Source organism: bacterium (genome assembly GCA_036524115.1).
GTDB lineage: Bacteria > JAUVQV01 > JAUVQV01 > JAUVQV01 > DATDCY01 > DATDCY01.
In genome coordinates this window covers 1-25,478 of record DATDCY010000017.1, presented here as the reverse complement: position 1 = coordinate 25,478, position 25,478 = coordinate 1, and the positions used below count along the sequence as shown (strand labels likewise).

Genomic DNA, 25,478 nt, shown 5'->3' with positions numbered 1-25,478 from the left:
GTTCCCGTTCTACTGGTACGGCGTCCCGGGGATCCTCAAGGAGTGGATGGACCGGGTGCTCACCTACGGCTTCGCCTACGGCTCGACGGGCGACAAGCTGCGCGGCAAGGACTTCCTGGTCTCGACGACCATCGGCGGCCCGGCCGAGGCCTACTGCGAAGGCGGCTACAACAACTTCACCATCGGCGAGCTGCTCAGCCCGCTGCGGCAGATGTGCAACCTGACCGGCATGCGCTACCGCCGGCCGATCGTCTCGCACGGGATGATCTTCATTCCCGACGTCTACAACACGCGCGAGGAGGTCGAGGCGCGGGCGCGCGAGCACGCCGACCGCCTCTGCCGCTACGTCAGCGGGGAGCCGACCGAGGAGCTGCCCGCGCGCGGGACGCTGTAGCGGAACGGAGCGTGGGTGCGCTTGGCCGGCATCCGCAGGTCACCCAGGACGCGGGTCCCGGGGGAATCTGCCGACCCCCACTCGGCGGACGCTCCGGCCGCCCGGGGGCATCCGCTCGATGACGTCGAAGATTCCCGGAACTTGGTTTACACCGCCATTAACAGCAGAATTGCTAGAAATTACAAGATGTTATACCGATAATGACAGAGAAGAGGTCTCCGCCCTTTCCGCCCGATCTCCTCCGTCTTTCGATAAGCTCCTTCTTGCCTTGGACAATCCTTATCGGTATGAATATTAGCGCCGGGTGCGGGAATGGTGCCGGTCCGAGAGGCCGTCGAGGGCTATGGGGAAGGGGAAGAAGACGGGAGGGAGGGGCGAGCGCGTCGAACCGGCGCGCGCGGCCAAGAACTCTGCGACCCGGGCGGCCGGGAAGGCAGCCCGCGGGAAAAGCCGGGCAACCCTCAAGGGGGCACAGGCCCGTTTCACCGAGCGCACGGGGGTCGAGGAGCAACTCGCGAAGACCAACCAGATGCTGCAGGCTCTCGTGAGCGCCTCTCCCCTGGCCATCATCTGCACCGACCTGGAAGGCGCGGTCCTCATCTGGAACGCCGCCGCCCAGAAGATCTTCGGCTGGCGGGAGGAGGAGGTGCTCGGCCGGGGGCTCCCGATCATCCCCGAGGAGAAACGGGAGGAGTACCTCAGGCTCCGGGATCAGGTCGAGACGGGCGCCACCTACCACGCCCGAGAGCTGCGCCGGCAGCGCAAGGACGGCTCGACCGTGGAGCTCCTCGGCGCGTCGGCGGCCATCCGCGACGCCACGGGCGCGGTTACGGCCCTCCTCGGCATCTTCGAGGACATCACCGAGCGCAAGGGTGCCGAGGAGCTGCTGGCGAAGAGCGAACGGTTGCTCCGCGAGTCCCAGCGGGTCGCCATGATCGGCGGCTGGAGCACGGACATCGCGAACGGCACCCTCGAGTGGTCCGAGGAGACGTATCGGCGGTTCGACAAGGACCCTGCGACCTTCACCCCGACCTTCGAATATTTCCTCGGCCGCATCCACCCCGAGGACCGTCCCGCCGTTCTCAAGGCGAGCCAGGACGCTCTGGAGCGGGGGGCCCCGTACCACATCAGGCCGCGAATCATCAATGAGAATGGCCGGGAGTGGGTGCTCGAAGGTCTCGGCATGATCGAGCGCGACGCCGGTGGTCGGCCCCTGCGCTTCGCCGGCACGGCCCAGGACGTCACGGACCGTTTCGCCGCGGAGCGGCGGGTCCGCGAGTCCGAGGAGCTCTTCCGCTCGATCTTCGACAACATCGGGATCGGCATCGCGCTCATCGGTCCGAACATGGAAATCCTGTCGCTCAATCCGCAGATGCAGCGGTGGTTTCCGGACGTTGAGGCGGGGCGGCACCGCCTCTGCTACCGCTCCTTCAACGTCCCGCCGCGCGACGCGGTCTGCGCGTACTGCCCCACGGTCCGCACGCTGGGGGACGGCCAGGTCCACGCCGCGGTCACGGACACACCTTCGGCGGAGGGCGTTCGCCACTACCAGATCATCGCGACACCGCTGCGAGCGGCGGACGGTTCGGTCGCGGCGGCCATCGAGATGGTGGAGGACGTGACGGAGCGCATCCGCTCCGAGGCCCTCCTCAAGAAGCGGGAAAGACAGTTGGCTGAATCCCAACGGATCGCGAACGTCGGGAGCTGGGAGCACAACCTCAAGACCGGTCAGGTGATCTGGTCCGACCAGCTCTTCCGCCTCTGCGGTCTCGATCCGCACGTCGACCCCGCCGACTTCGGCGCCTTCTTCAACAGGGTGCACCCGGACGACCAGCCGGCGCTCTCGGCCGCCATCGAACGGACCCTCAAGGAGGGGGCGCCGTTTGCCGTCGACTACCGCTTCATGCTTCCCGAGGGCACGACACGGATCCTGCACGCGCAGGCGGAGCTCGTCCCGGACGAAGCCGGAGAAATGGTCGTGTTGCGGGGAACGGCTCAGGACATCACGCTGCGGAAGGAGCGTGAGAATCGACTCGAGCAGGACCGCAGACTTCTCGAACTCGTCGCCTCCACCCAGCTCGACTTCATCCGGGAGCGGCCGGCCGCGGCGGTCTTCGGGAGGTTGCTCGGCGACCTGCTCTCCCTCACGGACAGCGAGTACGGCTTCATCGGCGAGGTGCTCACCGACGTGGCGGGGCGGCCCTACCTGAAGACCCACTTCCTGTCGAACATCGCCTGGAGCAACGAGACCCGCGCCTTCTACGCCGAGCACGAGCAGACCGGTTTCGAGTTCCACAACCTCGACACGCTCTTCGGCGAAGTCATGAAGACCGCGAAGACGGTGGTCGCCAACGACCTTGGCCACGATTCCCGGCGCAGCGGGCTGCCGCCGGGGCACCCGGAGTTGCGCTCCTTTCTCGGGATTCCCTTCGTGCTCGAGGGGCGTCTCGTGGGCATGGCCGGTGTCGCGAACCGGCCGGGAGGCTACGACGAGGCCTTCGTCCACCATCTCAATCCGTTCGCCACGGTCTGCGCGAACATCATCGGCGCCTACCGGATCGAGCGCGAGCGGACGGGGGCGGTGGAGAAGGTCCGCGAGAGCGAGGAGTTCTTGCGGAGCACGCTCGACACCGTCGACGAGGGGTTCGTCGTCATCGACCGGGACTACCGCATCGTCACGGCCAACAAGGCCTATTGCGCGCAAGCGGCCCGGTCCGCCGGTGAGGTCGTCGGCATGCGCTGCTACGAGGTGTCGCATGGACTCGACCGCCCCTGCTACGAGGCGGGAGAGGACTGCGCGGTGCGCCGCGTCTTCGAGAGCGGGCAGCCCCACGGCGCCCTCCACAAGCACACGGACCTCGACGGGCATGTCCTGTTCGTGGAAACCAAGGGGTTCCCGATCAAGGACGCCTCCGGCGCCGTGACCTCGGTCATCGAGACGATCAACAACATCACCGAGAAGCACCTGCTCGAGGAGGAGCGGCTCAAGACGCAGAAGCTCGAGTCGATCGGCACGCTCGCCGGCGGCATCGCCCACGACTTCAACAATCTCCTGCAGGGGATCTTCGGCTATATCTCCATGGCCAAGCTCACCCTCGACCAGAAGGACCGGTCGCTCGCCATGCTCGAGCAGGCGGAGCGGGCGTTGCACCAGTCGGTGAACCTGACGACGCAGCTGCTGACCTTCTCCAAGGGCGGCAAGCCGGTGAAGGAACCCCTCTCGCTGCTCCCGGTGATCGAGAACGCGGCCAAGTTCGCCCTCAGCGGATCGCGGTCCGAATTCCAGCTTCGCATCGATCCCGGCCTGTGGCAGGTGGCCGGCGACGCCGGGCAACTCGGCCAGGTGATCCAGAACATCGTGCTCAACGCCGACCAGGCCATGCCCTTCGGCGGGCGCGTGATGATCGCTGCGCGCAACGTGCCCGCGACGGAGGCCGCGACGCTCGCCGGGATCGAGCGTCGCGACCACGTGCTCGTTTCCATCAGGGACACCGGCCTCGGCATTCCCGCACAACACCTCGGCAAGATCTTCGATCCCTACTTCACGACGAAGGAGCGGGGCAGCGGGCTCGGGCTGGCGACCTCCTATTCCATCATCAGGAACCACGGGGGGGAGATCCGCGTCTCCTCGGAGGTCGGGGGGGGGACGGAGTTCATCCTCTACCTCCCCGCACTGCACGTGCCGGTGGCTGCGCCACCCGTTCCCGTTGTGGAGCATGCCGCGGCCACGTCGACGCTCAAGGTTCTCGTCATGGACGACGACGACATCGTGAGGAACCTCGCCCTCGATCTGCTGAGGGCCCTCGGCCACAAGGCGGAGGCGGCGGCTCATGGCGAGGCGGCGCTGGAAGAATGGAGCGCCGCGATGGCGGCCGGCCGCCCCTTCGACGCGGCGATTCTCGACCTGACCGTTCGCGGCGGGATGGGCGGCGTCGCGACGGTGCGGCGACTGCGGGAGATCGACCCCAGGGTGAAGGCGATCATGTCGAGCGGATACTCCGACGATGCGGCCGTCTCCGAGCACCGGGAATTCGGCTTCTGCGGCTTCCTCAAGAAGCCCTACAACCTCAGGGAGCTGCGCAGCGTCCTGCAGGACCTTGCCGGGCGCCGCTGACGTCGTTCAAGCAGGACTTCGTGCCACCAGGAACGGGGCGTGGTTTGAAGTGAACTGCGGCGGATCGTTCCTGATGATCGCCGCCACCGCCGGGTGGCGCTTGAATTCGCCCTCCAGGAACAGCCGCACCTGCCTGCGGTCCCAGCCGCGGGGGTGCCGGAAGTCGGTCGAGAGCGAGAGGTCTCCCTCGGAGAACGGCGCCGTCGCGTATTCGCCTGCGTCGTCCGCGCCGTGCGGCATCGTGAAGACTGCCAGATTGAGGAAGCCGATTGCATCGCGGTGCCGGACGACGAACTCCAGCGTCCGCCTGGCCTCGAGCACCGTCTCCGCGGGGGTCCCGAACAGCAGATAGCAGTAGACGCCGATCTCCGCCTGCTTGAGGCTGGCGAGCACCCGGGAGGCCGTGCCGAGATCTATCCCCTTCCCCGTCCGGTCCAGGACCCCCTGATCGCCTGATTCCAGCCCCAGCTTGAGCATCACGCACCCGGCGCGTTTCAGCTCCCGGCAGAACCCGGGATCGGCCAGCGTCTCGTCGATCCGCGCAAAGCCGTACCAGGGCACGCCGGGCGGCTTCCCGGCCAGCGCGCGCAGCAGCGCCGGGGTGATGGCGTTGTCCAGAAGATGAATCAGGGACGGTCCCGTGCGCTCGGCCAGCAGCCGCAGGTCGGCCAGGACCCGGTCGGGGGGAATCGGCCGATAGCCGCCGCCCTCCGCGCGCTCCGGGCAGAAGGCGCAGCGGCCCCACCAGCAGCCGTCGGCTGCGCTGTAGGGGAGGATCGGCCCGGGGGAGAGATAGTCCGGCAGCGGCAGGCCGGTGTAGTCGGGAGTGACGTGAAGCTCCGGTGCCGCCTCACTGCCGAGCAGGGCCGCCAGGGGACCCTCCCCCGGCCCCGCGATCAGGTCGTCCACCAGGCCGCCGAAGGGGTTGCGCCAACCGGGCCGACGCATCCAGGAGGTCACCAGCCCTCCGCCGAGGACGATCCTCGCCGTCGGGTGCTCGCTCCTGACGTGGCCGATCATCGCAAAGGTGCAGAGCGCCTGGCTCTGGAAGCTGAGCGAGAAGCCCACCACGCCGACGCCGTCGAGCAGTTCGGTGAGCCGTCGGCTGAAATAGGGGTGGAAGGGGTTGTCGTGCGGGTTCCCGGCCGCAGCGATCAGGTCGGCGCTGCGCACCGGCGAAAGCTCGTCGTGGCGATAGTCGCCGAGACCCACGACGGCGCCGCTGCGGCGTGAAGAGACGGCGAGGATGCGGCCGAGGTCGCTGACAGCCCGGCGGTAGCGGTCCGGCGCCCGATAGGTTTCCGGGTCGCGCAGCACGACGAGGTGCCCCGCGCGGGCCCTGACCGCCCGACGCGTCCAGGTGTCGCGGGCGGGCGGCGGCTGCTCCAGCAGCCAGAGCAGCCCCTCCAGGTTGGCGTCCAGCAGGCGACAGCGGAGGCCGCGCCCCTGCAGCGCCGCCGCCAGCCGGGCCACGCCGGCCGGCGGCTCGCACGCCTTGGCCACGGGCGGGACGACGAGCAGGATGTCCGCTCCAGCGGTCTGCAGCGCCTCCGCATCCCCGCCGACGGTCACGACGCCTCTCCCTCTTGGCCCACGGTCAGTAGACTCTCCCGGGTGAATTGTGCTTCTTGTCGAAGATCATGGCGCTGGTGCGGTCCAGCATATCGTTGAGCTTTCTGATCTCTTCCGGGTTGAGCCTGCCGTCCGACTGCATCCGCGCGTAGGTCGACTTGATCCAGTACAGATTGTCGTTCAGGACGTCGGCCTCGCCCCGCGTCAGCGCCCCCGATGCGATCCCCTGGTCGATGCGCCACTGCTGGTTCGCGATCCTCTCCGGGATGTCGGCCGGGTAGACCCTCGTCACCGGGTTGTGCTTCCTGTCGAAGATCATGGCGCTGGTGCGGTCCAGCATCTCGTCGAGTTTCCTGGTCTCTGCCGCGCTGAGCCTGCCGTCCGACTGCATCCGCGCGTAGGTCGACTTCACCCAGGAGAGGTTGTCGTTCAGGACGGCGGCCTCGTCCCGCGTCAGCGCCCGCGACGCGATCCCCTGGTCGATGCGCCATTGCTGGTTCGCGACCCTCTCCGGGATGTCGGCCTGGTAGACCCTCGTTGCCGGGTTGCTCTTCCTGTCGGAGATCATGGCGCTGTTGCGGTCCAGCATCTCGTTGAGTCTTCTGATCTCTTCCGGGCTGAGCCTGGCGTCGGACTTCATTCGCGCGTAGCTCGACTTGACCCAGTACAGGTTGTCGCTCAGGACGTCGGCCTCGCTTCGCGTCAGCGCCCCCGACGCGATCCCCTGATCGATGCGCCGTTGTTGATTGTCCAGCCGCTCGGCGATGTTCTCCGCAGGGGCCGCGTGTACGGGCGGATTCGCGCTGATGACCAGCAGAATTGCCGCACTGACGATCGCCATCGTTCTCTTCATGGCTGACTCACCCTTCCCTTTCCTCCGTTCCGGACCGCGCGAGCGGCGATAGTTCCCGGGGTGTCTCCTCAGCGCAGGCGCAGGAGAAGCCGCTCTCTACCCTCTGCGACTCCAATAATAGCCGCCGCCCCCGCCGAACAGAATCACCAACACGACAATCAGGATGATCAGATCGGTCGAACTCATGGTGTCTCTCCTTTCCGATTTCAGGCAAGCGAACTCCCCGTCTTCAACATAGGTCCGCCCTGCGATCGGTCGATGGAGTGAACGCCTACCATCGGATGACTCACCACCTGCGTGCGATACGGGAGCAGCGTCAGGTGGTAGGATCGCACCCGCGGGCGGACGGACCCCGCTGAAGGAGGACTCTGATGCTCCAGGGACTCGGGTACCGCCTGCCGCTCACCTTGCTTCTCGCCGTCCTGTCCATCCCCGCCCCCGCGCGCGGCGCGACGCTCGCGGTCTGCCCGGTCGGCTGCGCCTACGGGAGCATCCAGGCCGCCATCGACGCCTCCGCCGCTAGCGACGAGATCGTGGTCGGCGACGGCGCCTACTTCGAGCACATCACCTTCCCCGCGTTCGACGTCGTCCTGCGCTCCGAGAACGGGCCGGGGCGGACCGTCATCGACGGCTCGGCCAAGCTCGGGAGCGTCGTGACGGTCGAGGGCGGCCAGACCCCGGCGGCCGTTCTTCAGGGCTTCACGATCACCGGAGGCGACACCCCCATCGTCGGCGGCGGCATCGCCGTCAATGTCTCCTCTCCCACGATCCGGGAGTGCTGGGTCCTCGACAACTCCGCCGGCGGCCCCGGCGGCGGCATCCATCTCTCGAACTCGAACTCCGCCGTCGTCGACTGCGTGATCATGCGCAACCACACCGGCTACGCCGGGGGCGGCGTGTTCGTCGCGGGGGGGAGCCCGTCGCTCACCCGGTGCACGATCAGCGACAACCTCGCTGACTCCTACGGCGGCGGGACCTACCTCGCTGCCACGTCGTGCAGCGTGATCGACAGCTCGATCGTGGGCAACCGGGCCGTCTCGCAGCACGGCGGCGGGGCGTACATGAGCGGCGGCGCCGTCACGGTCGCCGGGTCCCGCTTCTCCGGGAACTTCGCCGGGAACCTGGGCGGGGGGGTCGAGGTCGACTCCGGGATCTTCAGCTTCAGCCGGTGCACGATCGACAACAACCGCTCCACGATCGACGGCGGCGGCCTGTTCTCCTCCGTGGCGACGGTCAGCCTCCAGGGGTGCGTCGTCGAGAAGAACGCCGCCGGGGGCTCCGGCGGGGGCCTGGACTTCTCGGGAGGCTCGACCGGCAACCTGTCGGCGACGCTCGTGCGCGGGAACCTCGCCGCGGTGTACGGCGGCGGCGTCCGCTGCGAGGGCGACAGCTCCCCCCGCTTCATCAACAGCATCTTCTCGGGCAACACCGCCGGCGTGGGCGGCGGGGTTTCCGTGACCGGCGCCGCACCGGGCTCCGCGCTCACCAACTGCACCGTCGCGGGCAACAACGCGACTGCCTCGGGCGGCGGCGTGATGATCGAATCGGCGCCGCTCCCGTTGACCAGCTCCGTCGTCTGGGGGAACACGGCGTTCGCCGACCCGCAGATCAGCGTCGTCGGCGCCATCGACCCGCCCGTCACCCTCACCCGCTGCGACGTCGAGGGCGGCTGGGGCGGCGCGGGGACGGGCAACATCGCCGCGTTCCCGAGGTTCCTCCTGCCGCTCGCAGCGGCCTCGGCGCCGACGGCCGGCGGCGACTACCGCCTCCAGTCGACCTCCCCGTGCGTGAACACCGGGGAGACGGCCGGCGCGCCGGCGACCGACTTCGAGGGTGACGCCCGCCCGCAGCGGGGTGCGGTGGACATCGGCGCCGACGAGGTCGGCTGGCTGCCGAACGGCTACCTCGAGGGCGGGAACAAGCTGCCGACGGGCTGGACCGGCGTCGGCCTCGGCCTCAACGACCAGCGGGTGACGGACGTCGTCCACGACGGGCTCTCCGCCTTCCGCTTCGCGGGGAACGCGCTCGTCGACAAGATGCTCGTTCAGGCCCGGGCGGTTTCGGGTGCGGCCGGAAAGTACCTCGTCCTCCGCGGGTGGAACCGCACGGCGGGCGTGTCGGCGTCCGGCGGGACGATCGGCATGGAGCTCAAGGTCACCTTCGAGGACGGCAGCGTCCGGTCCTGGTGGGCGACGTTCGCCAGGACCACCCACGGCTGGACCGCGATCTCGCGCGCCTTCAGGATGCCGAAGTCGTTCACGAAGGCGCAGGTCCTGCTGCACTTCACGAGGCAGAAGGGGAGCGCCTGGTTCGACGGGGTGGAGCTGCTGGTCCGCTAGGCCGCAGCCCCGACATCGTCTCGGCGGAGCCCGACAGCGGGGTGCTTCAGCTCGCGCCGGAGCGCATCGCTGCTGGCCGGGGGGGGAAGAAGATTCCTCCCGGCTGCGACGGCGGCCCGTGGGAATCCGCGTGACGCCGGGCGGCGGCGGGGCGGCACGCCTTCACGTCTCTACGCTCCTTCAGTCCGCCACACGCTCAGATAGCAGCGGAGTTGTCGAATCGCTCGTTCGAGCGTTTCCGGGTCCTGCCGGGCGGAGTACAGCGCGGCGGCCCCGTTCAGGGACGTCACCAGAAAATCGGCGATCTCCCGCGGATTCACGTCGGGAACCAGAAGTCGTTTCTCCTGGGCCTCAGCAAGCCAGCGGGCAAGGAGCTCCGAGAAACCGTCGAAGCCGCGCAGGATTTGCGCGGCGAGAGCCGGAGATTGGCCGGAGAGCTCGACGAGGAGATTCAGAAAGAGGCAGCCACCTTCGAATACCCGGCCGCCGACGTAGTTCCTCAGATCCTGCTCTACCACCCGCTGAATCCGCAGGAGCGGGTCTTCTATATCCTTGACGCCGCGAAACACGATGCCGCCCCAGATCTCGACCGCTCGCGCATATGCCGCCGTCCAGATCTCCTCCTTGCCCCCGAAGTGGCCGTAGAGTCCCCCCTTCGTGAGCCCGGTGGCGTCCAGCAGGTCATTGATGGACGTGTGATGGTAGCCCTTGACCGAGAAGAGCTGCAACGCGTTCTCCACGATCTCCCGTCGCGTATCGGAACCGCTTCGTCTCACGGCGCTTGGCCCCCCGGCGCGTTTGCGCGATCGCTCGTCAGTGGCCTGTGTACGGTTCATGTTTGTTCTCGTGCGAAGGACAGATCATCGCAGAGCAGACCGGCCAGTTCTTCTGCCCCATCCCGCCCGTCCAGATGGCTGGCAAGCGCGCGGGCCGTGAACTTCATGTCGATAGCCCCTCTTCATAACATACCGACCGGTCTGTATGATACTTATAGGTCAACGCGTGTCAAGGGTTTCTCACCCGCCCCTGCCCCGCTGCGGCGTTTCCTCGCCCAGAAGTACGAGGGCAGGAAGGTGCCATAGAGGACAGCGTAAAGGACGAACATCGGCACCAGACTCGACAGCGGGATCTGCCCGGACCGGGCGACCGCGACGGCGGCGCCGGCCATCACGGTCACGGGAGCGAGCGTGATGAGCAGCAGATCCGCGCGCTCGACCGGCCTGCGCTGTCCCCAGAAGAGCAGGACCGTCCAGCCAAGCATCAGGGCGCCGGTGACGCGCGAGACATAGAGATACATCGGCGTGATCTCATAGGGCAGCGGCCGCAGGACCTGGCCGCTTACGGCAGGCGAGAACAGAAGCAGGGTCGCCAAGGCATCGGCGACAATACCGATCCAGTATGAGGTGATCAAGAGCTTCTTCATGGAGATCTCCTTTCAGCAAGACGGGCCATCTATTCATAGGCCAGTGCCTCTCTCGTCGATACCGAAACCGCCCGTTGTGCCGGGATCCGGCTGGCCAGGAAGCCGAAGATCAGGGTCGTGACCAGGGTGATGCCGAATCCGCTCACGCTGAAGGCGGCTTGCAGCGTGGCACCCTTGCCGAGCACCAGATTACCGAAGAAGGAGGCTGCGACGATGCTCAGCGGCCACGACCCGAGGAGTCCCAGGGCGATGCCCGCCACGCTGGTGATCATGCCCTCGGCGGCGAAAAGCCTGAAGATCCTCTCCGGCGTCGCCCCGATCGCCCTGAGCACGCCGATTTCGCGCGTCCGCTCCATGATGGTGATGCCGGTGGCCGAGGCCATTCCCATCGCGCTCACAGCGAGGACCATGAATGACGTGATCAAGATCGTCGTCAGGATGACGTCCAGATGGTCGGAGATGATCGTGGTGCGCTCGGCCTGAGACATCACGGAGAGAACATTCAGGTCGCTGGGTCCGATCGCCTCTTCGATCTCCTTCTTCAGGGCGATCACCCCCTCATAGCTCTTGTCCCTCGCCACGAACATCAGGCTGTTCACCTCGCCTGCCGCGGGAAAGCCGGAGATCTCCCGCGCCCCCTGGTTCATCACGAACTCCTTGCTCTGCATTTCGCCTCGGCCGCAGCTCCCGGTCTCGATCCGGGCCACGTTCTCCAGCGAGCGAAAAGGCGCCAGAGCGCGCTCCTTGGCTACCTGGTCCCGAAGCACGACCTGCACGTCGCACCTCGCTCCATTTCTCACATCCGCCAGCAGCAGAGCGAGCGACTGCCGGACGTTGAAGCCCGTGCTGAAAATGGCCACGCCGAGCGCCGTGCCAAGCACCGTGATCGCCAGACGCTTCTTGCGCCGCAGGCTGTTCCGCAGTGCCAGGAGCAGACTGCTCGAGAGAAACCTGCCGGTGGAGCCGGGCGAGCCCTTGCCGCAGGCATCCTGCCGGACGCCGTAGTCGCTCAGTGCATCACGAACCGGGACCCCGATCCCCTTGAACAGTGCGGTGAGCGACAGAAGAAACGGCAGCAGCAGGGCTGCGGCGGCAAGCTGGATGTGGACGCGCAGCGGCAGGCTGGTCGTCAGGATGTCGAAATTGAGCTTCGTTGCGACGAAGCGGGCGAAGGCGAAGCCCGTTGCCAGCGCCGCGGGGATCGCCAGCATGCCGGCGACGACGGCGAGAACCGCGATCATCGAGCCGTAGATCGTGAAGATCCCGAGCCGCGAGGCACCGAGAGCCTTGAAGATGCCGATCTGGCGGACCTGCCTGGCGAGGATGGCCGCCATCACCTGGGAGACGAGGACGGCGGCGAGAAGGAACGCCAGAAGGCAAATGCTGCCCTGCAGGAAGAGCAGCGTGTTCAGCTGCCACTGATGGGGGTGCTCGTTCAGCGGGGGGTTCTCGTGCGTGCCAACGGCGATGCCCGAGGCCTTCAATCCGTCGAGGACGCGCTCCGTGGCGATCCGGACCTCCCGGTTTGTGGACGGGTTCCTGAAGCGGAGCAGCAACCGCTGCCCGGCGATCTCTCCGGTCATGGCCGCATAGGTCGCCTTGTCGACGTACCCGTAGATCCTGTGGTCCTGCGTTGCCGGCGACTGGCCCGGATCGAAGACGATGCCGCTGATCGGTAGCTCGAGGACCCTGGAGCCGCTGCGAACCCTGGCCCGCGACCCGACGCCCAGAGCGGAGATCAGCCGGCCGTTGCGTTCGATGACCATCGTGCCCGGCGGCGGGGACGCCCGACCCTCCAGCGGAAACTGACGCGCGAGACGCACTGCGTCGAAGTCATCGACGCCGAAGAGATACAGCGGCACCCAGACCTCCGGATGCACCTCGATCCGCTGCAAGGAGAGGTCGCGGAACTCGGCGCTCTCAATCTCCGGCCTGGAACGGAAGGCGACGAGATCGAGGCGGCCAAAATCCTTGGACGTGAGCACCGCGTGCGGGGGGCTGGTCCGGATGTGGTTCTCCCTCAAGTCGCGGGTCAGAATCGTGTAGGAGACCAGCATCGACCCCACGCCCCACAGGCCGATCGCGAGCGCGAGGGTGATGAGTGCCGTGCGCCCCGGAGTGGCGCGCAGATCGCTGAGCGCCTTCCGCATCCTGATGCTCATGACAAGACGCCGTCAAAGGCAGATGAAGCAGCGGCGGCGATCCGGAGAAGCACGGGAGGCTCGGGCGGACGCCGTTCCTGCGAGACCTGGGTGGCTCTGGTGTCGCCGACGACGGCGCCGTCCGCCAGTGAAATCGTTCGCTCGTAGCCGGCATCGGTGTTCAGGTCGTGCGTGACGACAATGACCGTCTTCCCGCCTTGGACCAACTCCCGGAACAGGGATTGAACGGCCAGCGCAGTTCGGCTGTCCAGGTTGCCGGTGGGTTCGTCCGCGATCAGGACCGGCGGATCGTTGGCCAGGGCTCGCGCGAGGGCTGCTCGCTGCTGTTCCCCGCCGGAGAGGGCCGTCGGCAGTTTCCCGGCGTGACCGGCGAGGCCGACCTGCGCGAGCAGGGCCTTCGCCCGCGCCCGACGATCAGGCTTCGGCACCTTGCTGACGAAATCCATGGCCAGGAGCAGGTTCTCCAGGATGGTGAGCGTGGGGATGAGTTGGAAGAACTGAAAGACGATGCCGATGTTCTCCCCCCGCCACCTCGCCAGACGGCTTTCGCTCAGGGTGTGCACCGCCACCGAATCGATGGTGACCGTTCCCTGACTCGGGTGATCGATGCCAGTGATCATGTTGAGCAGAGTCGATTTCCCGCTCCCCGACTTCCCGACGATCGCGACATACTCCCCCCGCTCCACGCTGAGGTCCACGTCTCTGAGAACCTGCACGGTACCCCCCGCCGTCGGGAACTCCTTGCCGATCCCGCGCAGTTCGATGAGCTGCTGCCTCGGCACTCCGGCCTGACCGTTCACTTGACAGCCTCCCTTCTCGTGAATAGGTTGTCTGTATATGAACACCATGTTCGATATGAACATAGGGAGCGGCGAGCGGCCAATCAAGAATCAAAGGCACCCCGAACGTTCGGAATCGAACAGATCGGGACTCCCCGTTCGGAAACCGGAGGCCTCATGAAGACGAAGAAGGAGGACCGCCGCATCGGGCGGACGCGCAGGATGATGCGCGAAGCCCTGGTGTCTCTGATCGTCGAGAAGGGCTACGAGAAGATCACGGTGCAGGACATTCTCGACCGCGCCGACGTCGGCAGGTCCACGTTCTACTCCCACTATCGGGACAAGGACGACCTGCTCCTCGGCAGCTTTGATCACCTGCGCTCGATGCTCGAGCAGCAGCAATCACTGCAGGCGGCGGTCCGGGAAGGGCCGGACGTAGGTTTCGACTTCGTTCTGGCGTTCTTCCGCCACGCCGGGGAGAAAGCGCATCTCAGTCTCTACAAGGCGATGGTCGGCAAGGAGAGCGGTCAGATGATCCTCAAGTATCTGCACCGTTATCTTTTCGATCTGCTCCGCGAGCCCTTTGCGGCGTCCCTGCGGGGCAAGCGCAGGCCGCAGGTGCCGATCGACGTCACCGTACGGTGGTATGTCAGCTCGCTCCTGTCGCTGCTGACCTGGTGGCTGGACGCCAATGTCCCATTTCCCGCCGAGCACTTGGCGGAGTACTTCCGGCTGCTGACGGCGCCCGGCCTTGTCGCCGCGCTCGACGGGGACGGTCGGGGCCTGTCCCGGCACACCGGCGGGTCAGCCGCAAGGACGCATTGAGATAACGGGCCAGGTTCTCGCGCCCTGTGGCGGCCGTGGCGTAGGAACCGGACAACACGCCTTTCCCGCCGGCGAGTGGCTTGACAACCGGGCACCTTGCCCAGAGAATCCCGACTATCATGCGCGGAGATGAGTTTCCATGAGTTCAGCCGGCTTCTCGGCTGCCTCTCATCAATCTGCGCCCGATCCTGCCCCGCACATTCGATGAACCGTACTCGGCGCTGCGAGAGCAAGGTGCCCCGTGGATAGGCACGGGATAAAGGATCGGAGCAGGCGCACGTTCCTGGGAGCGCTGGCGCTGGCGGGTGCGGCAGCCGGGCTCGGCTTGCGATCGGCGCCGGCGGCCGCGGCAAAGGAACCGCCGCCCGAGACGACGAGACTGCGGATCCGCAGAGCCGACCCGGCCTGCTGGGCGCCCATGTACGTGGCCGAACCGCTCCTGCGCGAAGAAGGCTTCACCGACGTGCAGTACGTGGTCGGACAGTCGCAGGAGGATACGGCGAAACTCGCCAGGGAAGGCGCCATCGACCTGAGCCCGAGCTTCTCCGCGGTGATGATGTTCAGTCTCGAGGAGCAGCGGCCTCCGCTCAAGATCCTGTCAGGCCTGCACGTGGGGTGCTACGCGCTCGTCGGCAGCGAGCGGATCCGTTCGGTTCTCGACCTCAAGGGGAAGACCGTCTGGGTGGGGCCCTTTGTCAACAGCGGCCCGCACATCTTTTTCTCCACGATCGTGGCCTACGTGGGTCTCGACCCGCGCACGGACATCCAGTACGCCTGGGTCAACAAGGATGAAGCAATGCGCCTCTTCCGCGAGGGGAAGATCGATGCCTTCATCACTTTTCCGCCCTGGTCGTACGAGCTCATCGAGCAGGGGATCGGTCATCTCCTGATCGACACCAACGTCGACAAGCCGTGGTCCCAGTATTTCTGCTGCGTGGTGTCCGGGCAGAGCTACTTCATCGAGAAGAACCCTGTCGCCACCCGGCGGGCCCTTCGCGCCATCCTCAAGGCCATCGACATCGTCGGTCGCGATCCAGTCCTTGCGGCCAGGACCATCATTGCGAAGAAGTTCAGGCCCGAAGCGGAATATGAGTCGATCCTCCGGGCCCTCAAGGCCATCCCGTACAGCCGATGGCGGGAGTACAACCCCGAAGACACGATCCGCTTCTACGCTCTGCGCATGCGGGAGACCGGGTTGCTCGCCACGGCGCCCCAGGAGTTCATCAACCAGCACACCGACTGGCGCTTCATCAACGGACTGAAGAAGGAATTCCGGATAACCGCCTGGTAGGAGGCGAATATGCCTTGCGCACCATGAGAGGCAGGGGGAGGAGATGAAGAACTGGCTTCCCCGGCTCGTATCCAAGGCCCCGTTCACGGTCCACACCAAGCTCGTCGGCGCCTTCTTCGCCATTGCGGCGCTGCTGATTGTCTTCGGCCTCGTCGTCATGCAGGTCCTGAGCGGCATGAACCGGCGATCCGAGGACCTCAGCCGGCTCCGCAGGAAGGTCGCGGCGTTCCGCCAGCTGCAGCGCGACACCATCGCCCAGCTCTACATAGCCACGTCCGCGCTGCTCTCGCCGCAGGAGCGGGAGCTCGAGAACGCCCTCCGCCAATTGAACGAGTACCGGTACGACCTCGAGCGGCTCCAGTTCGTGACCAAGAACGAAGTGGAGCTGTTCGGGAAGATCAACGCGGAGCATGAACGGCTCAACCAGTTGATCGTCCAGGTCCTGGAGCTGACCCGGCGGCGCGATTTCGCCCGGGCGGAGGCCTTGCGCAGCCAGACCCCCCCGCTGGCGGACAGTCTGGAGCGGCTGACGAATGAAATGGTGAACCGGGCCGAAGCCGACATGGAGGCCCGCGTGGACGAGAGCCATCGGGCCTACCTGACCTCGCGCTGGGTGGTCATCGGCTTCGCCGTGGGGAGCATCGGGCTGGCGATACTGCTGGGCTATGCGGTCTCGACATCCCTGGTCCAGCCGATCACGCTCATGGACTCGCGTCTCAAGCAGATCGCCTCCGGGGATTTCTCAAAGCGCGTCGACGTGCCGAACCGCGACGAGCTCGGCACCCTGGCGGACAACCTGAACCGCATGAGCAACGAGCTCAAGAGCCTCTATCAGCAGATCGAGACCGCGAGCCGCCACAAGTCCGATTTTCTGGCGAGCATGAGCCATGAGCTGCGTACGCCGCTGAATGCCATCATCGGCTACAGCGAGATGCTGACGGAGGAGGCCGAGGACCGGAATCAGAAGGACCTGATCCCGGACCTCCAGAAGATCCGTGCCTCGGGCAAGCACCTCCTGGTGCTGATCAACGACATCCTCGACCTTTCCAAGATCGAGGCCGGCATGATCGAGCTCTCGCCGGAGTCTTTTGACGTCGCCGGCCTGATCGAGGAAGTGGTGGACATGGTCCAGCCCCTGATCGCCAAGAACGCGAACGTGCTTGCGATCAACCGTCCTGACGATCTCGGCTCGATGTACGCGGACGTCACGAAGGTCCGCCAGATCCTGTTCAACCTGCTGAGCAACGCCTGCAAGTTCACGGAGCAGGGGACGATAACCCTGGACGCGACCCGGCAGGAGCCCGGGGGCGGCGCGCGGCTTTCCCTGACCGTGCGCGACACGGGCATCGGCATGACCCCCGAGCAGATGGGACTGCTCTTTCAGCCGTTCTGGCAGGCCGATGCGCAGACGAGAAGATACGGCGGCACCGGGCTCGGCCTCGCGATTACCCGGCAGTTCTGCAGCGTGATGGGCGGGGAGATCCGGGTCGCAAGCGCGCCTGGCCAGGGAACGACGTTCACCGTGACGCTTCCGTGTTCCGCAGCGGCTCGACCAGGAGAAGCCCTGCTGCCAGCCGACACGGGAAGACGCGCACGATCTGCCTGACCCGGGAGAGCCATGCTCAGAATTCTGCTGGTGGAGGACAACGAGATGAATCGGGACATGCTCTCCCGCAGGCTCCAGCGCAAGGGCTATGAGGTCCTGATCGCCCTGGACGGCGAGGAGGGCGTGAAGGTTGCGGTCGCGGAGCGTCCGGACCTGATCCTGATGGACATGAGCCTTCCCGTGGTCGACGGGTGGGAGGCCACCCGGCGGATCAAGGGGCTGCCGCAGACGGCGTCCATACCCGTCATCGCGCTGACCGCGCACGTGATGACCGGAGACCGTGACAAGGCGCTTGAGGCAGGCTGCGACGATTACGATTCCAAGCCGGTCGAGTTTGAGCGGCTGCTCGGCAAGATGCAGGCGCTGCTGCGAGGGCGCGAGAGACCATGACACGATCTCGCCGGGTGTTTCTTGCCGGCCTGCGCGATCGAATGCGCACGCCCGTGGACGCAATTATCGAGTACAGCGAACTGCTGCTGGAGGATGCGCAGGCACAGGGATGGGTCGGTCTGATAGAGGACCTGTCTCGAATTCATGCCCTGGGCGTGAGGCTGTCCGCACTGGTTGACGGCCGCCTCAAGGAAACGCCCTTCGTGACGGCCACGACGGAGCACGAAAGGGAGGCTTTCGGCGCCAGTCTCCGTCATGAGCTGCGCACACCGCTGAATGCGATCATCGGCTACACTGAAATACTGATCGAGGACGCGGCAGCGGGCGGGGCCGATGCCCTGGTCCCAGACTTGGAGAAGATCCGCGGCGCCGGACGGCAGTTCCTCTCCTGTGTCGACGAGCTCGTCGGCTTCATCTCCGGCGGGCCGGGGTTGGCGAACGCGGTGGCGGCACCCTCCGAGGCCGAAGCCCTGGTCCGGGGTGTCATTCACGACATCCCCTCCCTGGACACCATGAAGCCGGCATTCACCGCCGCCACCCGGGGGAACCTGCTCGTCGTTGATGACACGGAAATCAGCCGCGATCTCATGCGGCGGCTGCTGGAGCGACAGGGGCACAGCGTTACCACCGCCGGAAGCGGAAAGCAGGGGCTCGAAATCCTGCGGGGCGGCAGCTTCGACCTGGTCCTGCTCGACATCATGATGCCGGACATGAGCGGTTACCAGGTGTTGCAGCAGCTGGCCGACAGTGACCGCTACGGGGACATTCCGGTCATCGTCGTGTCCGCGCTCGACGACATGGACAGCGTCGTGCAATGCATCCGGATCGGCGCGGAAGATTACCTGGTCAAGCCCTTCAACCAGGTGCTGCTCGAGGCGAGGATCCGGACCTGTCTCGAGAAGAAGCGGCTCAGGGACCTGAGTGCGGCGCTGGAGTCCCGCAACCTCAGGGAGGAGGTCCAGCTCATCGCGGAAAGCCGGAGCATGCGGCAGGTCCTCCACCTGATGCGCACCGTGAGCCGCAACCCGGTGAACGTGCATATCCGCGGCGAGAGCGGCACCGGCAAGGAGGTGATCGCCCGCATGATCCATCTCGGCAGCGACCGGGCGAGCAAACCCTTCGTGGCGGTCAACTGCGCCTCCATCCCCGAGCATCTGATGGAGAGCGAGTTCTTCGGCTACGAAAAGGGCGCATTCACCGGGGCGGCGGCCAGCCGCGGCGGCTATTTCGAAGAGGCCGACGGCGGCACACTCTTTCTGGACGAGATCGCGGACATGTCCCCCGCCATCCAGCCCAAGTTTCTGCGCATCATCCAGGAAGGCGAAGGGAGCAGGCTGGGCAGCGCGAAGCCCATGCGCTACGACCTGCGGATCATCAGCGCCTCAAACAAGGACCTGCGCCAGGAGGTTGCGGCCGGCAGGTTTCGTGAGGACCTCTTCTATCGCATCTTTTCCGTGGAGATCCCCGTCCCGCCGCTCCGAGAGCGACGGGAAGACATCGTGCCGCTCACGCTGTTCTTCATGAGCAAGGTCAGCAGACGTTTCAACAAGAAGTTGGCGGATCCGTCTCCCGAGCTGCTCGCCCTCTTCGAGGACCACCGCTGGCCCGGCAACGTCAGGCAGCTCCTCCACGAAGTCGAGCACATGGTGGCCCTGGCGCCGGAAGGGCAGCGGATCTCCCTGAAGTACTGTTCCGAGGAGCTGCGGAACGGGCGCACCGCCACAGCGCTGGCGCTGGTCGAGGGCACGGAGCGCCTGTCCCTCGCCGAGCGCATCGAAGAGCTTGAGATCGCGAGCATCAAGGAAGCGCTGCGCAGGACCCGGGGAAACAAGGTGCAGGCTTCGAAATTGCTGGGCATCACGAGACAGGGGCTCGACAAGAAGATCCGGAGATTCAAGATCGCTGCGGCGTCGGAGCACGCTCACTCCTAAGAGCCTCTTCCTTCCCGGCTGCAAACGCCGGCTGCAGGGCGTGAACGTCGTTTACTTCTTCCGAGCGTGCCCCGAGATGCCCTTCGCCCGCAGCGCGGGCCTAACACCTTGAAAGAACTCCCATTTCCTCAGGACTTCCTTCTGGCACCGTTCTTGAAATAGACCCCCGGCAGGGGGACACCATGATGCTCCGTCGAAGATGCGGGATGAGCAAGAGGACTCACGACGCAATTGGCTTCGTCGTCGTTCTTGCCGGGATGCTCATGCTGGTCGGTGGACTGTGCATCCTGGGGTTGAGCGTGCTTCGTCAGTGACGGGGAAGCGTCGCGAAAGGAGGTCTGCGAAGACTGAACGTTCGAGAAGAACTCTTCCGCGCCTTCTGCAGATGCGGGCGGCACTGGGTGGACGAGGAAACAACGAAGAGGAGAACAGCATGAAGAAGTCCGTGTATGTCTCGTTGGGCGCCCTGGTGGTCTCTCTCGGATTGACCGGTGGTGCGGGGCCGGCAACAGCACAAGACGTGGCTGCCGTGGCCCCGAAGAACGTGAAGGTTCTGGTGGACAACGATCGGGTGCGCGTCCTCGACGTCCTGGACAAGCCCGGCGAGATGGAGCCGATGCACTTCCATCCGGACTTTGTCACGGTCGGCCTGGGCACCACCAGGATCAAGGTCACCACGCCGGACGGAAAGGTGGTCGAGAAGGAGCGCAAGCTCGGAGACGCGGTGTACAGCGGACCGGTCACGCACTCCATCGAGAACATCGGCCCAGCCGACTTCCACGTCATCGTCATCGAGCTCAAGAAGTAGGGTCAAGCCTGCCGAGCGGTTCGGCACAGCGGAAAGTGAGAAGAGCCCTCCTCCCGGTCTCCCGGGAGGAGGGCTCGTGCGAATCAGGACGGGACGCTACTTCGCCGCGGGCACTGCAGCCGGAGGCGGCGGCGCGTTCGGGTCCCACCACTCGCCATCGCTGAGGTACTTGTCGATCGCCATGCCGGCCTGGCGGCCCGCGCCGGCCGCCGAGATGACCGTCGCCGCCCCGGTGACGATGTCGCCGCCGGCAAAGACGCCCTTCTTGGTCGTGCGGCCGGTCTGCGGGTTCTCGGTGACGATGTAGCCCCTCTTGTTGAACTGCATGTCGGGCGTCGTCATCGCCAGCAGCGGGTTGGCCCCCGTGCCGATCGCCGGGATCACCGCGTCGATCTTCATCACGAAGTTGCTGCCCTTCTTCTCGATGGGGCGGCGGCGGCCAGACGCATCCGGCTCGCCGAGTTCCATCTCGACGCACTCCAGGCCCTCGACCCAGCCGTCCTTGTTGCCGATGACCTTCACCGGCGCGGTGAGGATCTTGAACTGCACGCCCTCGTGCTGCGCGTGCTCGATCTCCTCCTTGCGCGCGGGCAGCTCCTCCATGCCGCGGCGGTAGACGATGTAGGCGTTGTCCGCGCCGAGGCGCAGCGCCGTGCGCACCGAGTCCATCGCCACGTTGCCGCCGCCGACGACCGCGACGTTCTTGTGCCGCTTGATCGGCGTGTCGGCGTTCGGGAACTCGAAGGCCTTCATCAGGTTGTTGCGCGTCAGGTACTCGTTGGCGCTGTACACGCCGTTGAGGTTCTCGCCGGGGACGTCCATGAACCACGGCAGGCCCGCGCCGACGCCGATGTAGACCGCGTCGAACTTGTCCTCGTCCATGAGCTGGCCGATCGTGCGCGTCTTGCCCACCACGAAGTCGGTCTTGAGCTGGCAGCCGAGCTTGATCAGGTAGTCCACCTCGCGCTGCACGATCGCCTTGGGCAGACGGAACTCCGGGATGCCGTAGACGAGCACGCCGCCGGCCTTGTGCAGCGCCTCGAACATCGTCACGTCGTGGCCCTTCTGGATGAGATACCCGGCGCAGATCAGCCCGCCGGGGCCGGTGCCGACGACGGCGACCTTCTTGCCGGTCTTCTTCGGTGTGGGCGGCACCGGGGCGGCACCCTGCGAAGCCTCCCAGTCCGCGACGAAGCGCTCGAGGCGCCCGATTGCCACCGGCTCGTTCTTCTTGCCGACGACGCACTTGCTCTCGCACTGCATCTCCTGCGGGCAGACGCGGCCGCAGACCGCGGGCAGCAGGTTCGTCCGCTTGATCGCCGCGACCGCCTTGGCGTAGTCCTTCTCGGTGATCGCCTTGATGAACTCCGGGATCGGCACGCTCACCGGACAGCCGATGGTGCAGGTCGGCTTCTTGCATTGCAGGCAGCGCTGCGCCTCGAGCTGGGCCATCTCCTCGGTGTAGCCGGTGGTCACCTGCTGGAAGTTCTTCGCGCGCACCTTCGCGTTCTGCTCCGGCATCGCCTGGCGCGGGATCTTGGGCCGCGGGGCCTTGGGGGCTGCGGGCTGGTCCTTCTTCTCTTCAGTCATCGTCTCTCTCGTCCTTCTCGCAGAGGGTTCCCGGCCTAGACGGTCTGGCAGGTGCCGCGGCCGCTGGCGCAGCGGTCCTTCGCCAGCTTCTCCTCGGGGAGGTACTGCCGCTGGCGCGCCATCATCTCGTCGAAGTCCACCGCGTGCCCGTCGAACTCCGGGCCGTCCACGCAGACGAACTTGGTCTTGCCGCCGACCGTGACGCGGCAGGCCCCGCACATCCCGGTGCCGTCGACCATGATCGTGTTCAGGCTGGCGAACGTCGGGATCTTGTAGGGCTCGGTGACCTTGCAGGTGAACTTCATCATGATCGGCGGGCCGATGACCACCGCGCAGCCGACCTTCGTGCCGCCGTCGATCAGTCCCTTGAGCGCGTCGGTGACGAAGCCCTTCGCGCCGTAGCTGCCGTCGTCGGTCGTGATCTTGACCTCGTGCGAGGCGGTCTTCATCCGCTCCTCGTAGATCATGAGGTTCTTCGAGCGCGCGCCGAGGATCGAGATCACGTGGTTGCCGGCGGCCTTCATCGCCTTGGCGATCGGGTGGATCGGCGCGACACCGATGCCGCCGCCGACGCAGACCACGGCGCCGTCGAACTTCTCGATGTGCGTCGGCTTGCCCAGCGGGCCGGCCACGTGCGGGATCGTCTGCCCCTTCTCGAGGCGCCCGAGCAGCATCGTCGAGGCGCCGACCTCCTGGAACACGAGGCTGATCGTGCCGGCCTTCGCGTCCGAGTCGGCGATGGTGAGCGGGATGCGCTCGCCGCCCTCGACGGGGATCACGATCACGAACTGACCCGCGCGGTGGGCGCGGGCGATCTCGGGGGCTTTCACGAGGAACTCGACGATCCGCGGCTCCTCGGGCAGCCAGACTTTCTTCTCCAGGATCTCAAACATCGCTTGTCGTCCCCCTTCTCTCGCGCCGGACCGCGCTCACCAGTTCTGGTTGGTCAGGTCGTCGTACTCGGCCTCGAAGCCCTGGAGATGCTTCTGCTCCTCGCGGTGCAGCAGCTCGAAGACCTGCTTCGCCTCCGCATCGTCGACGAGCCGGGCGAGCGACTCGTAGGTCATCACCGCCTCGCGCTCCTTGACCATCGCGGCCTCGAGGACGTCCCTGTAGCTGGCGTCCGCGTCGATCGCCGCCGGCTTGATGTACTCCGCGTAGCCGAGCGTGTGGATCGCCCGGCGCAGCCGCGGGACCTTCCCGCTCTTCTCGACCTTCTTGAGCAGGTCCTCGAGGTGGCGCTTGTGCCCCTGCTCCATCTTCGCCAGCTCCCCGAGGAATTTCTTGACCTCCGGCCGGGCGGCCTTGGCCGCCGCGCCCTGGTAGAACGCGATCGCGTTGTCCTCCGCGATCTTGGCGTAGCTCATGATCTCCGCGAAGCTCAGCTCTTGCATGTGCGCTCCTTTGCCACGGGTCGGGCCGTTACGCGCGGACTGCGCCGCGCGACAATTGGCGACGGGATTTCCTACCAGTAGCGTCAAGGTTTGTCAAGGAATTCGCACGCATCCACGATCGTAAAAAGCCGCGACGTCCCGCCCGCGCGCGCCCCGGACGCCGTTGGCTTCTCCCCGGCCGGCGTGCCACAATGCGCGCCATGGACAGCCCACCCACGGCCCTCGCGGCGGCCCCCGTCCGGCCCGGTCACGGTTCGGGGCGGGGCGCCTGGCTCGCCGGCGCCGCCCTTGCGGCGGTGACGTTCCTCGCCTTCCTCCCCGCGCTCTCCAACGGGTTCGTCGACTACGACGACCAGGTCTACGTGACCGAGAACCCCGTCGTCCGGCAGGGCCTGACCTGGCAGGGGTTCCTCTGGGCGCTTCGCTCGACCGAGCACCTCAACTGGTTCCCGCTGACGTGGCTCTCGCACATGCTGGATGTGCAGCTCTTCGGCCTCGCGCCGGCCGGGCACCACCTGACCAGCGTGCTGCTGCACGCCGCCGGCGCCGTGGCGCTGTTCGCGCTGCTGCGGGCCGCCACGGGCGCCCTCTGGCGCAGCGCGCTGGTCGCCGGCCTGTTCGCGCTGCACCCGCTGCGTGTCGAGTCGGTGGCCTGGGTGGCCGAGCGCAAGGACGTGCTCGGGGGCCTGCTCTGGATGCTGACCCTGGCCGCGTACCTCGCGTACGCCCGCCGGCCGGGGCCGCTGCGCTACGCCGTCGTCGCCGCTGCGCTCGCGCTCGGGTTGATGACCAAGCCCGTCGCCGTGACGCTGCCGGCCGTCCTGCTGCTGCTCGATTTCTGGCCTCTGGGGCGGTGGCGGCCGGGGGCGGTGAGCGCCCCGGGGGCGACCGCCCCGCGGCGGCTGCTGCTCGAGAAGGCGCCGCTGCTCGCGCTCGCGGCGGGCGCCGCGACGGTCACCCTGCGGGCGCAGCAGGCCGGCGGCGCCATCAGCACCGCAGCGGTGAACACCCTGTCGGTCCGGCTCGCCAACGCCACGCTCTCGTACCTGCGGTACCTCGGGAAGGCGATCCTGCCGGCGGACCTCTCGCCGTACTACCCGTTCGCGTCGCACCACCCGGCCGCCGACCGGACCGTGGCGGCCGCCGCCGCGCTGGCGGCGCTGACCGGCGCGGCTCTCTGGCTCTGGCGCCGCCGGCCGGCACTGCTCACGGGCTGGCTGTGGTACCTCGGCACGTTCGTCCCGATGATCGGCATCGTCCAGGTCGGCAACCAGGCGTTCGCCGACCGCTACACGTACATCCCCCTCATCGGCGTGGCCGTTGCCGCCGCCTGGACCCTGGCCGAGATCCCCGCGCGGGCGCGACCGGCGGCGACGGCGGTCGTCCTCGCCGTCCTCGTGCTGCTCGGCGGCCTGGCCGCCGCCCAGGCCCGGCACTGGCACGACACCGTGACGCTCTTCCGCCAGGCCCTGCGGGTCGAGCCCGGCAACGTCACGGCCCTCGTGAACCTCGGTCACGCGCTGACGAAGCGGGGCGACCTGGCGGCGGCCGACGAGTCGTTCCTGGCGGCGCTGCGCATCAGCCCGCGCATGCGCGACGTGAACCTGCGCCTCGGCATCAACCTCACCAGGCTCGGCCGTCCCGAGGAGGCGCTCGCCCGGTACGCGGCGGAGATCGAGATCGCCCCCGGCAATGCCGAGGCCCGGCGCCGCGCCGCGGCCATCCTGCTGAGCACCGGGCGCTTTGCGGACGCCGAGCGCCAGCTCCGCGAGGCGATCGGGCTGCGCCCCGACACCGCCGAGGCGCACCGCGACCTCGGCCTCGCGCTCATCGGCCAGGGACGGCGGGAGGAAGGGGTCCGCGAGCTCGCCGAGGCGCTGCGGCTGAGGCCCGGCGACCCGTTCGCCACCTACCTGCTCCAGCAGGCGCGCCAGGGACAGCCGCTCGGCACGGCGTCGCCGCCGGGGCGACGCTGATGGCGGCGTCCCGCCCGCGGGCGGCCGCGCC

19 protein-coding genes are annotated in these 25,478 nt (G+C 67.0%); 10 read left to right on the top strand and 9 right to left on the bottom strand.

The genetic code is table 11. The features are described from left to right. Both VI078_01030 and VI078_01025 read left to right on the top strand, forming a co-directional pair. Positions 1-394 (top strand): NAD(P)H-dependent oxidoreductase (locus VI078_01030; GenBank protein ID HEY5997873.1); only part of this gene is annotated, 394 nt, incomplete at its 5' end. Between the two features lie 529 nt (positions 395-923). Then, positions 924-4,508, top strand: a complete 3,585-nt coding sequence (locus VI078_01025) for a PAS domain S-box protein (GenBank protein ID HEY5997872.1) — start codon at positions 924-926, stop codon at positions 4,506-4,508. Between the two features lie 6 nt (positions 4,509-4,514). Here VI078_01025 and VI078_01020 read toward each other — a convergent pair whose 3' ends face one another. Together VI078_01020 and VI078_01015 are read right to left on the bottom strand one after the other, a co-directional pair. Next, on the bottom strand, positions 4,515-6,080 hold the full coding sequence (locus VI078_01020; GenBank protein HEY5997871.1) for a radical SAM protein: 1,566 nt from the start codon (positions 6,078-6,080) through the stop codon (positions 4,515-4,517). Positions 6,081-6,105: 25 nt separating this feature from the next. After that, positions 6,106-6,933, bottom strand: coding sequence for a hypothetical protein (locus tag VI078_01015; GenBank protein ID HEY5997870.1), 828 nt, complete (start codon positions 6,931-6,933; stop codon positions 6,106-6,108). Between the two features lie 371 nt (positions 6,934-7,304). On the opposite strand from VI078_01015, the gene VI078_01010 reads away from it, so the two are divergent. Beyond that, positions 7,305-9,272: a right-handed parallel beta-helix repeat-containing protein gene (locus VI078_01010; protein ID HEY5997869.1), complete on the top strand. Its 1,968-nt coding sequence runs from the start codon at positions 7,305-7,307 to the stop codon at positions 9,270-9,272. Positions 9,273-9,442: 170 nt separating this feature from the next. Here the strand turns inward: VI078_01010 and VI078_01005 are convergent, their stop codons facing one another. From VI078_01005 to VI078_00990, 4 genes are all read right to left on the bottom strand, one after another. Continuing rightward, positions 9,443-10,012, bottom strand: coding sequence for a TetR/AcrR family transcriptional regulator (locus VI078_01005; protein ID HEY5997868.1), 570 nt, complete (start codon positions 10,010-10,012; stop codon positions 9,443-9,445). Positions 10,013-10,260: 248 nt separating this feature from the next. After that, positions 10,261-10,695 carry a hypothetical protein gene (locus VI078_01000; GenBank protein HEY5997867.1) on the bottom strand — a complete coding sequence of 145 codons (435 nt, stop codon included), beginning with the start codon at positions 10,693-10,695 and terminating at the stop codon, positions 10,261-10,263. A gap of 29 nt (positions 10,696-10,724) precedes the next feature. Next, on the bottom strand, positions 10,725-12,845 hold the full coding sequence (locus VI078_00995; GenBank protein ID HEY5997866.1) for an ABC transporter permease: 2,121 nt from the start codon (positions 12,843-12,845) through the stop codon (positions 10,725-10,727). A gap of 8 nt (positions 12,846-12,853) precedes the next feature. Beyond that, positions 12,854-13,657, bottom strand: a complete 804-nt coding sequence (locus tag VI078_00990; GenBank protein HEY5997865.1) for an ABC transporter ATP-binding protein — start codon at positions 13,655-13,657, stop codon at positions 12,854-12,856. Positions 13,658-13,813: 156 nt separating this feature from the next. On the opposite strand from VI078_00990, the gene VI078_00985 reads away from it, so the two are divergent. The 6 genes from VI078_00985 to VI078_00960 all read left to right on the top strand — a co-directional run bounded on the left by VI078_00985 (position 13,814) and on the right by VI078_00960 (position 20,487). Beyond that, the gene (locus VI078_00985; GenBank protein HEY5997864.1) at positions 13,814-14,461 is read left to right on the top strand and encodes a TetR/AcrR family transcriptional regulator; all 648 of its coding nucleotides are present in this window, start codon (positions 13,814-13,816) and stop codon (positions 14,459-14,461) included. A gap of 424 nt (positions 14,462-14,885) precedes the next feature. After that, positions 14,886-15,752, top strand: a complete 867-nt coding sequence (locus VI078_00980) for an ABC transporter substrate-binding protein (protein HEY5997863.1) — start codon at positions 14,886-14,888, stop codon at positions 15,750-15,752. 43 nt (positions 15,753-15,795) lie between these two features. After that, positions 15,796-17,358, top strand: a complete 1,563-nt coding sequence (locus tag VI078_00975; GenBank protein ID HEY5997862.1) for an ATP-binding protein — start codon at positions 15,796-15,798, stop codon at positions 17,356-17,358. 12 nt (positions 17,359-17,370) lie between these two features. After that, positions 17,371-17,748 carry a response regulator gene (locus VI078_00970; GenBank protein ID HEY5997861.1) on the top strand — a complete coding sequence of 126 codons (378 nt, stop codon included), beginning with the start codon at positions 17,371-17,373 and terminating at the stop codon, positions 17,746-17,748. A gap of 14 nt (positions 17,749-17,762) precedes the next feature. Then, positions 17,763-19,679, top strand: coding sequence for a sigma 54-interacting transcriptional regulator (locus tag VI078_00965; protein HEY5997860.1), 1,917 nt, complete (start codon positions 17,763-17,765; stop codon positions 19,677-19,679). 433 nt (positions 19,680-20,112) lie between these two features. Further along, positions 20,113-20,487, top strand: coding sequence for a cytoplasmic protein (locus tag VI078_00960; protein ID HEY5997859.1), 375 nt, complete (start codon positions 20,113-20,115; stop codon positions 20,485-20,487). Positions 20,488-20,583: 96 nt separating this feature from the next. Here the strand turns inward: VI078_00960 and gltA are convergent, their stop codons facing one another. The 3 genes from gltA to VI078_00945 all read right to left on the bottom strand — a co-directional run bounded on the left by gltA (position 20,584) and on the right by VI078_00945 (position 23,471). Continuing rightward, positions 20,584-22,008: an NADPH-dependent glutamate synthase gene (gene gltA, locus VI078_00955; GenBank protein ID HEY5997858.1), complete on the bottom strand. Its 1,425-nt coding sequence runs from the start codon at positions 22,006-22,008 to the stop codon at positions 20,584-20,586. Between the two features lie 104 nt (positions 22,009-22,112). Continuing rightward, entirely contained in the window at positions 22,113-22,970 is an 858-nt protein-coding gene (locus VI078_00950; GenBank protein ID HEY5997857.1) for a sulfide/dihydroorotate dehydrogenase-like FAD/NAD-binding protein, read from the bottom strand. Between the two features lie 36 nt (positions 22,971-23,006). Continuing rightward, positions 23,007-23,471 carry a ferritin family protein gene (locus VI078_00945; GenBank protein ID HEY5997856.1) on the bottom strand — a complete coding sequence of 155 codons (465 nt, stop codon included), beginning with the start codon at positions 23,469-23,471 and terminating at the stop codon, positions 23,007-23,009. Positions 23,472-23,671: 200 nt separating this feature from the next. On the opposite strand from VI078_00945, the gene VI078_00940 reads away from it, so the two are divergent. Beyond that, positions 23,672-25,447, top strand: a complete 1,776-nt coding sequence (locus tag VI078_00940) for a tetratricopeptide repeat protein (protein HEY5997855.1) — start codon at positions 23,672-23,674, stop codon at positions 25,445-25,447. Positions 25,448-25,478 lie beyond the last annotated feature (31 nt).

What these genes read in the sequence shown, in the direction of transcription:
- VI078_01025 (HEY5997872.1), top strand. Translation starts at nt 924, where the DNA reads ATGCTGCAGGCTCTCGTGAGCGCCTCTCCCCTGGCCATCATCTGCACC.
- VI078_01015 (HEY5997870.1), bottom strand. Translation starts at nt 6,933, where the DNA reads ATGAAGAGAACGATGGCGATCGTCAGTGCGGCAATTCTGCTGGTCATC.
- VI078_01010 (HEY5997869.1), top strand. Translation starts at nt 7,305, where the DNA reads ATGCTCCAGGGACTCGGGTACCGCCTGCCGCTCACCTTGCTTCTCGCC.
- VI078_01000 (HEY5997867.1), bottom strand. Translation starts at nt 10,695, where the DNA reads ATGAAGAAGCTCTTGATCACCTCATACTGGATCGGTATTGTCGCCGAT.
- VI078_00995 (HEY5997866.1), bottom strand. Translation starts at nt 12,845, where the DNA reads ATGCGGAAGGCGCTCAGCGATCTGCGCGCCACTCCGGGGCGCACGGCA.
- VI078_00985 (HEY5997864.1), top strand. Translation starts at nt 13,814, where the DNA reads ATGAAGACGAAGAAGGAGGACCGCCGCATCGGGCGGACGCGCAGGATG.
- VI078_00975 (HEY5997862.1), top strand. Translation starts at nt 15,796, where the DNA reads ATGAAGAACTGGCTTCCCCGGCTCGTATCCAAGGCCCCGTTCACGGTC.
- VI078_00970 (HEY5997861.1), top strand. Translation starts at nt 17,371, where the DNA reads ATGCTCAGAATTCTGCTGGTGGAGGACAACGAGATGAATCGGGACATG.
- VI078_00960 (HEY5997859.1), top strand. Translation starts at nt 20,113, where the DNA reads ATGAAGAAGTCCGTGTATGTCTCGTTGGGCGCCCTGGTGGTCTCTCTC.
- gltA (HEY5997858.1), bottom strand. Translation starts at nt 22,008, where the DNA reads ATGCCGGAGCAGAACGCGAAGGTGCGCGCGAAGAACTTCCAGCAGGTG.
- VI078_00950 (HEY5997857.1), bottom strand. Translation starts at nt 22,970, where the DNA reads ATGTTTGAGATCCTGGAGAAGAAAGTCTGGCTGCCCGAGGAGCCGCGG.
- VI078_00945 (HEY5997856.1), bottom strand. Translation starts at nt 23,471, where the DNA reads ATGCAAGAGCTGAGCTTCGCGGAGATCATGAGCTACGCCAAGATCGCG.
- VI078_00940 (HEY5997855.1), top strand. Translation starts at nt 23,672, where the DNA reads ATGGACAGCCCACCCACGGCCCTCGCGGCGGCCCCCGTCCGGCCCGGT.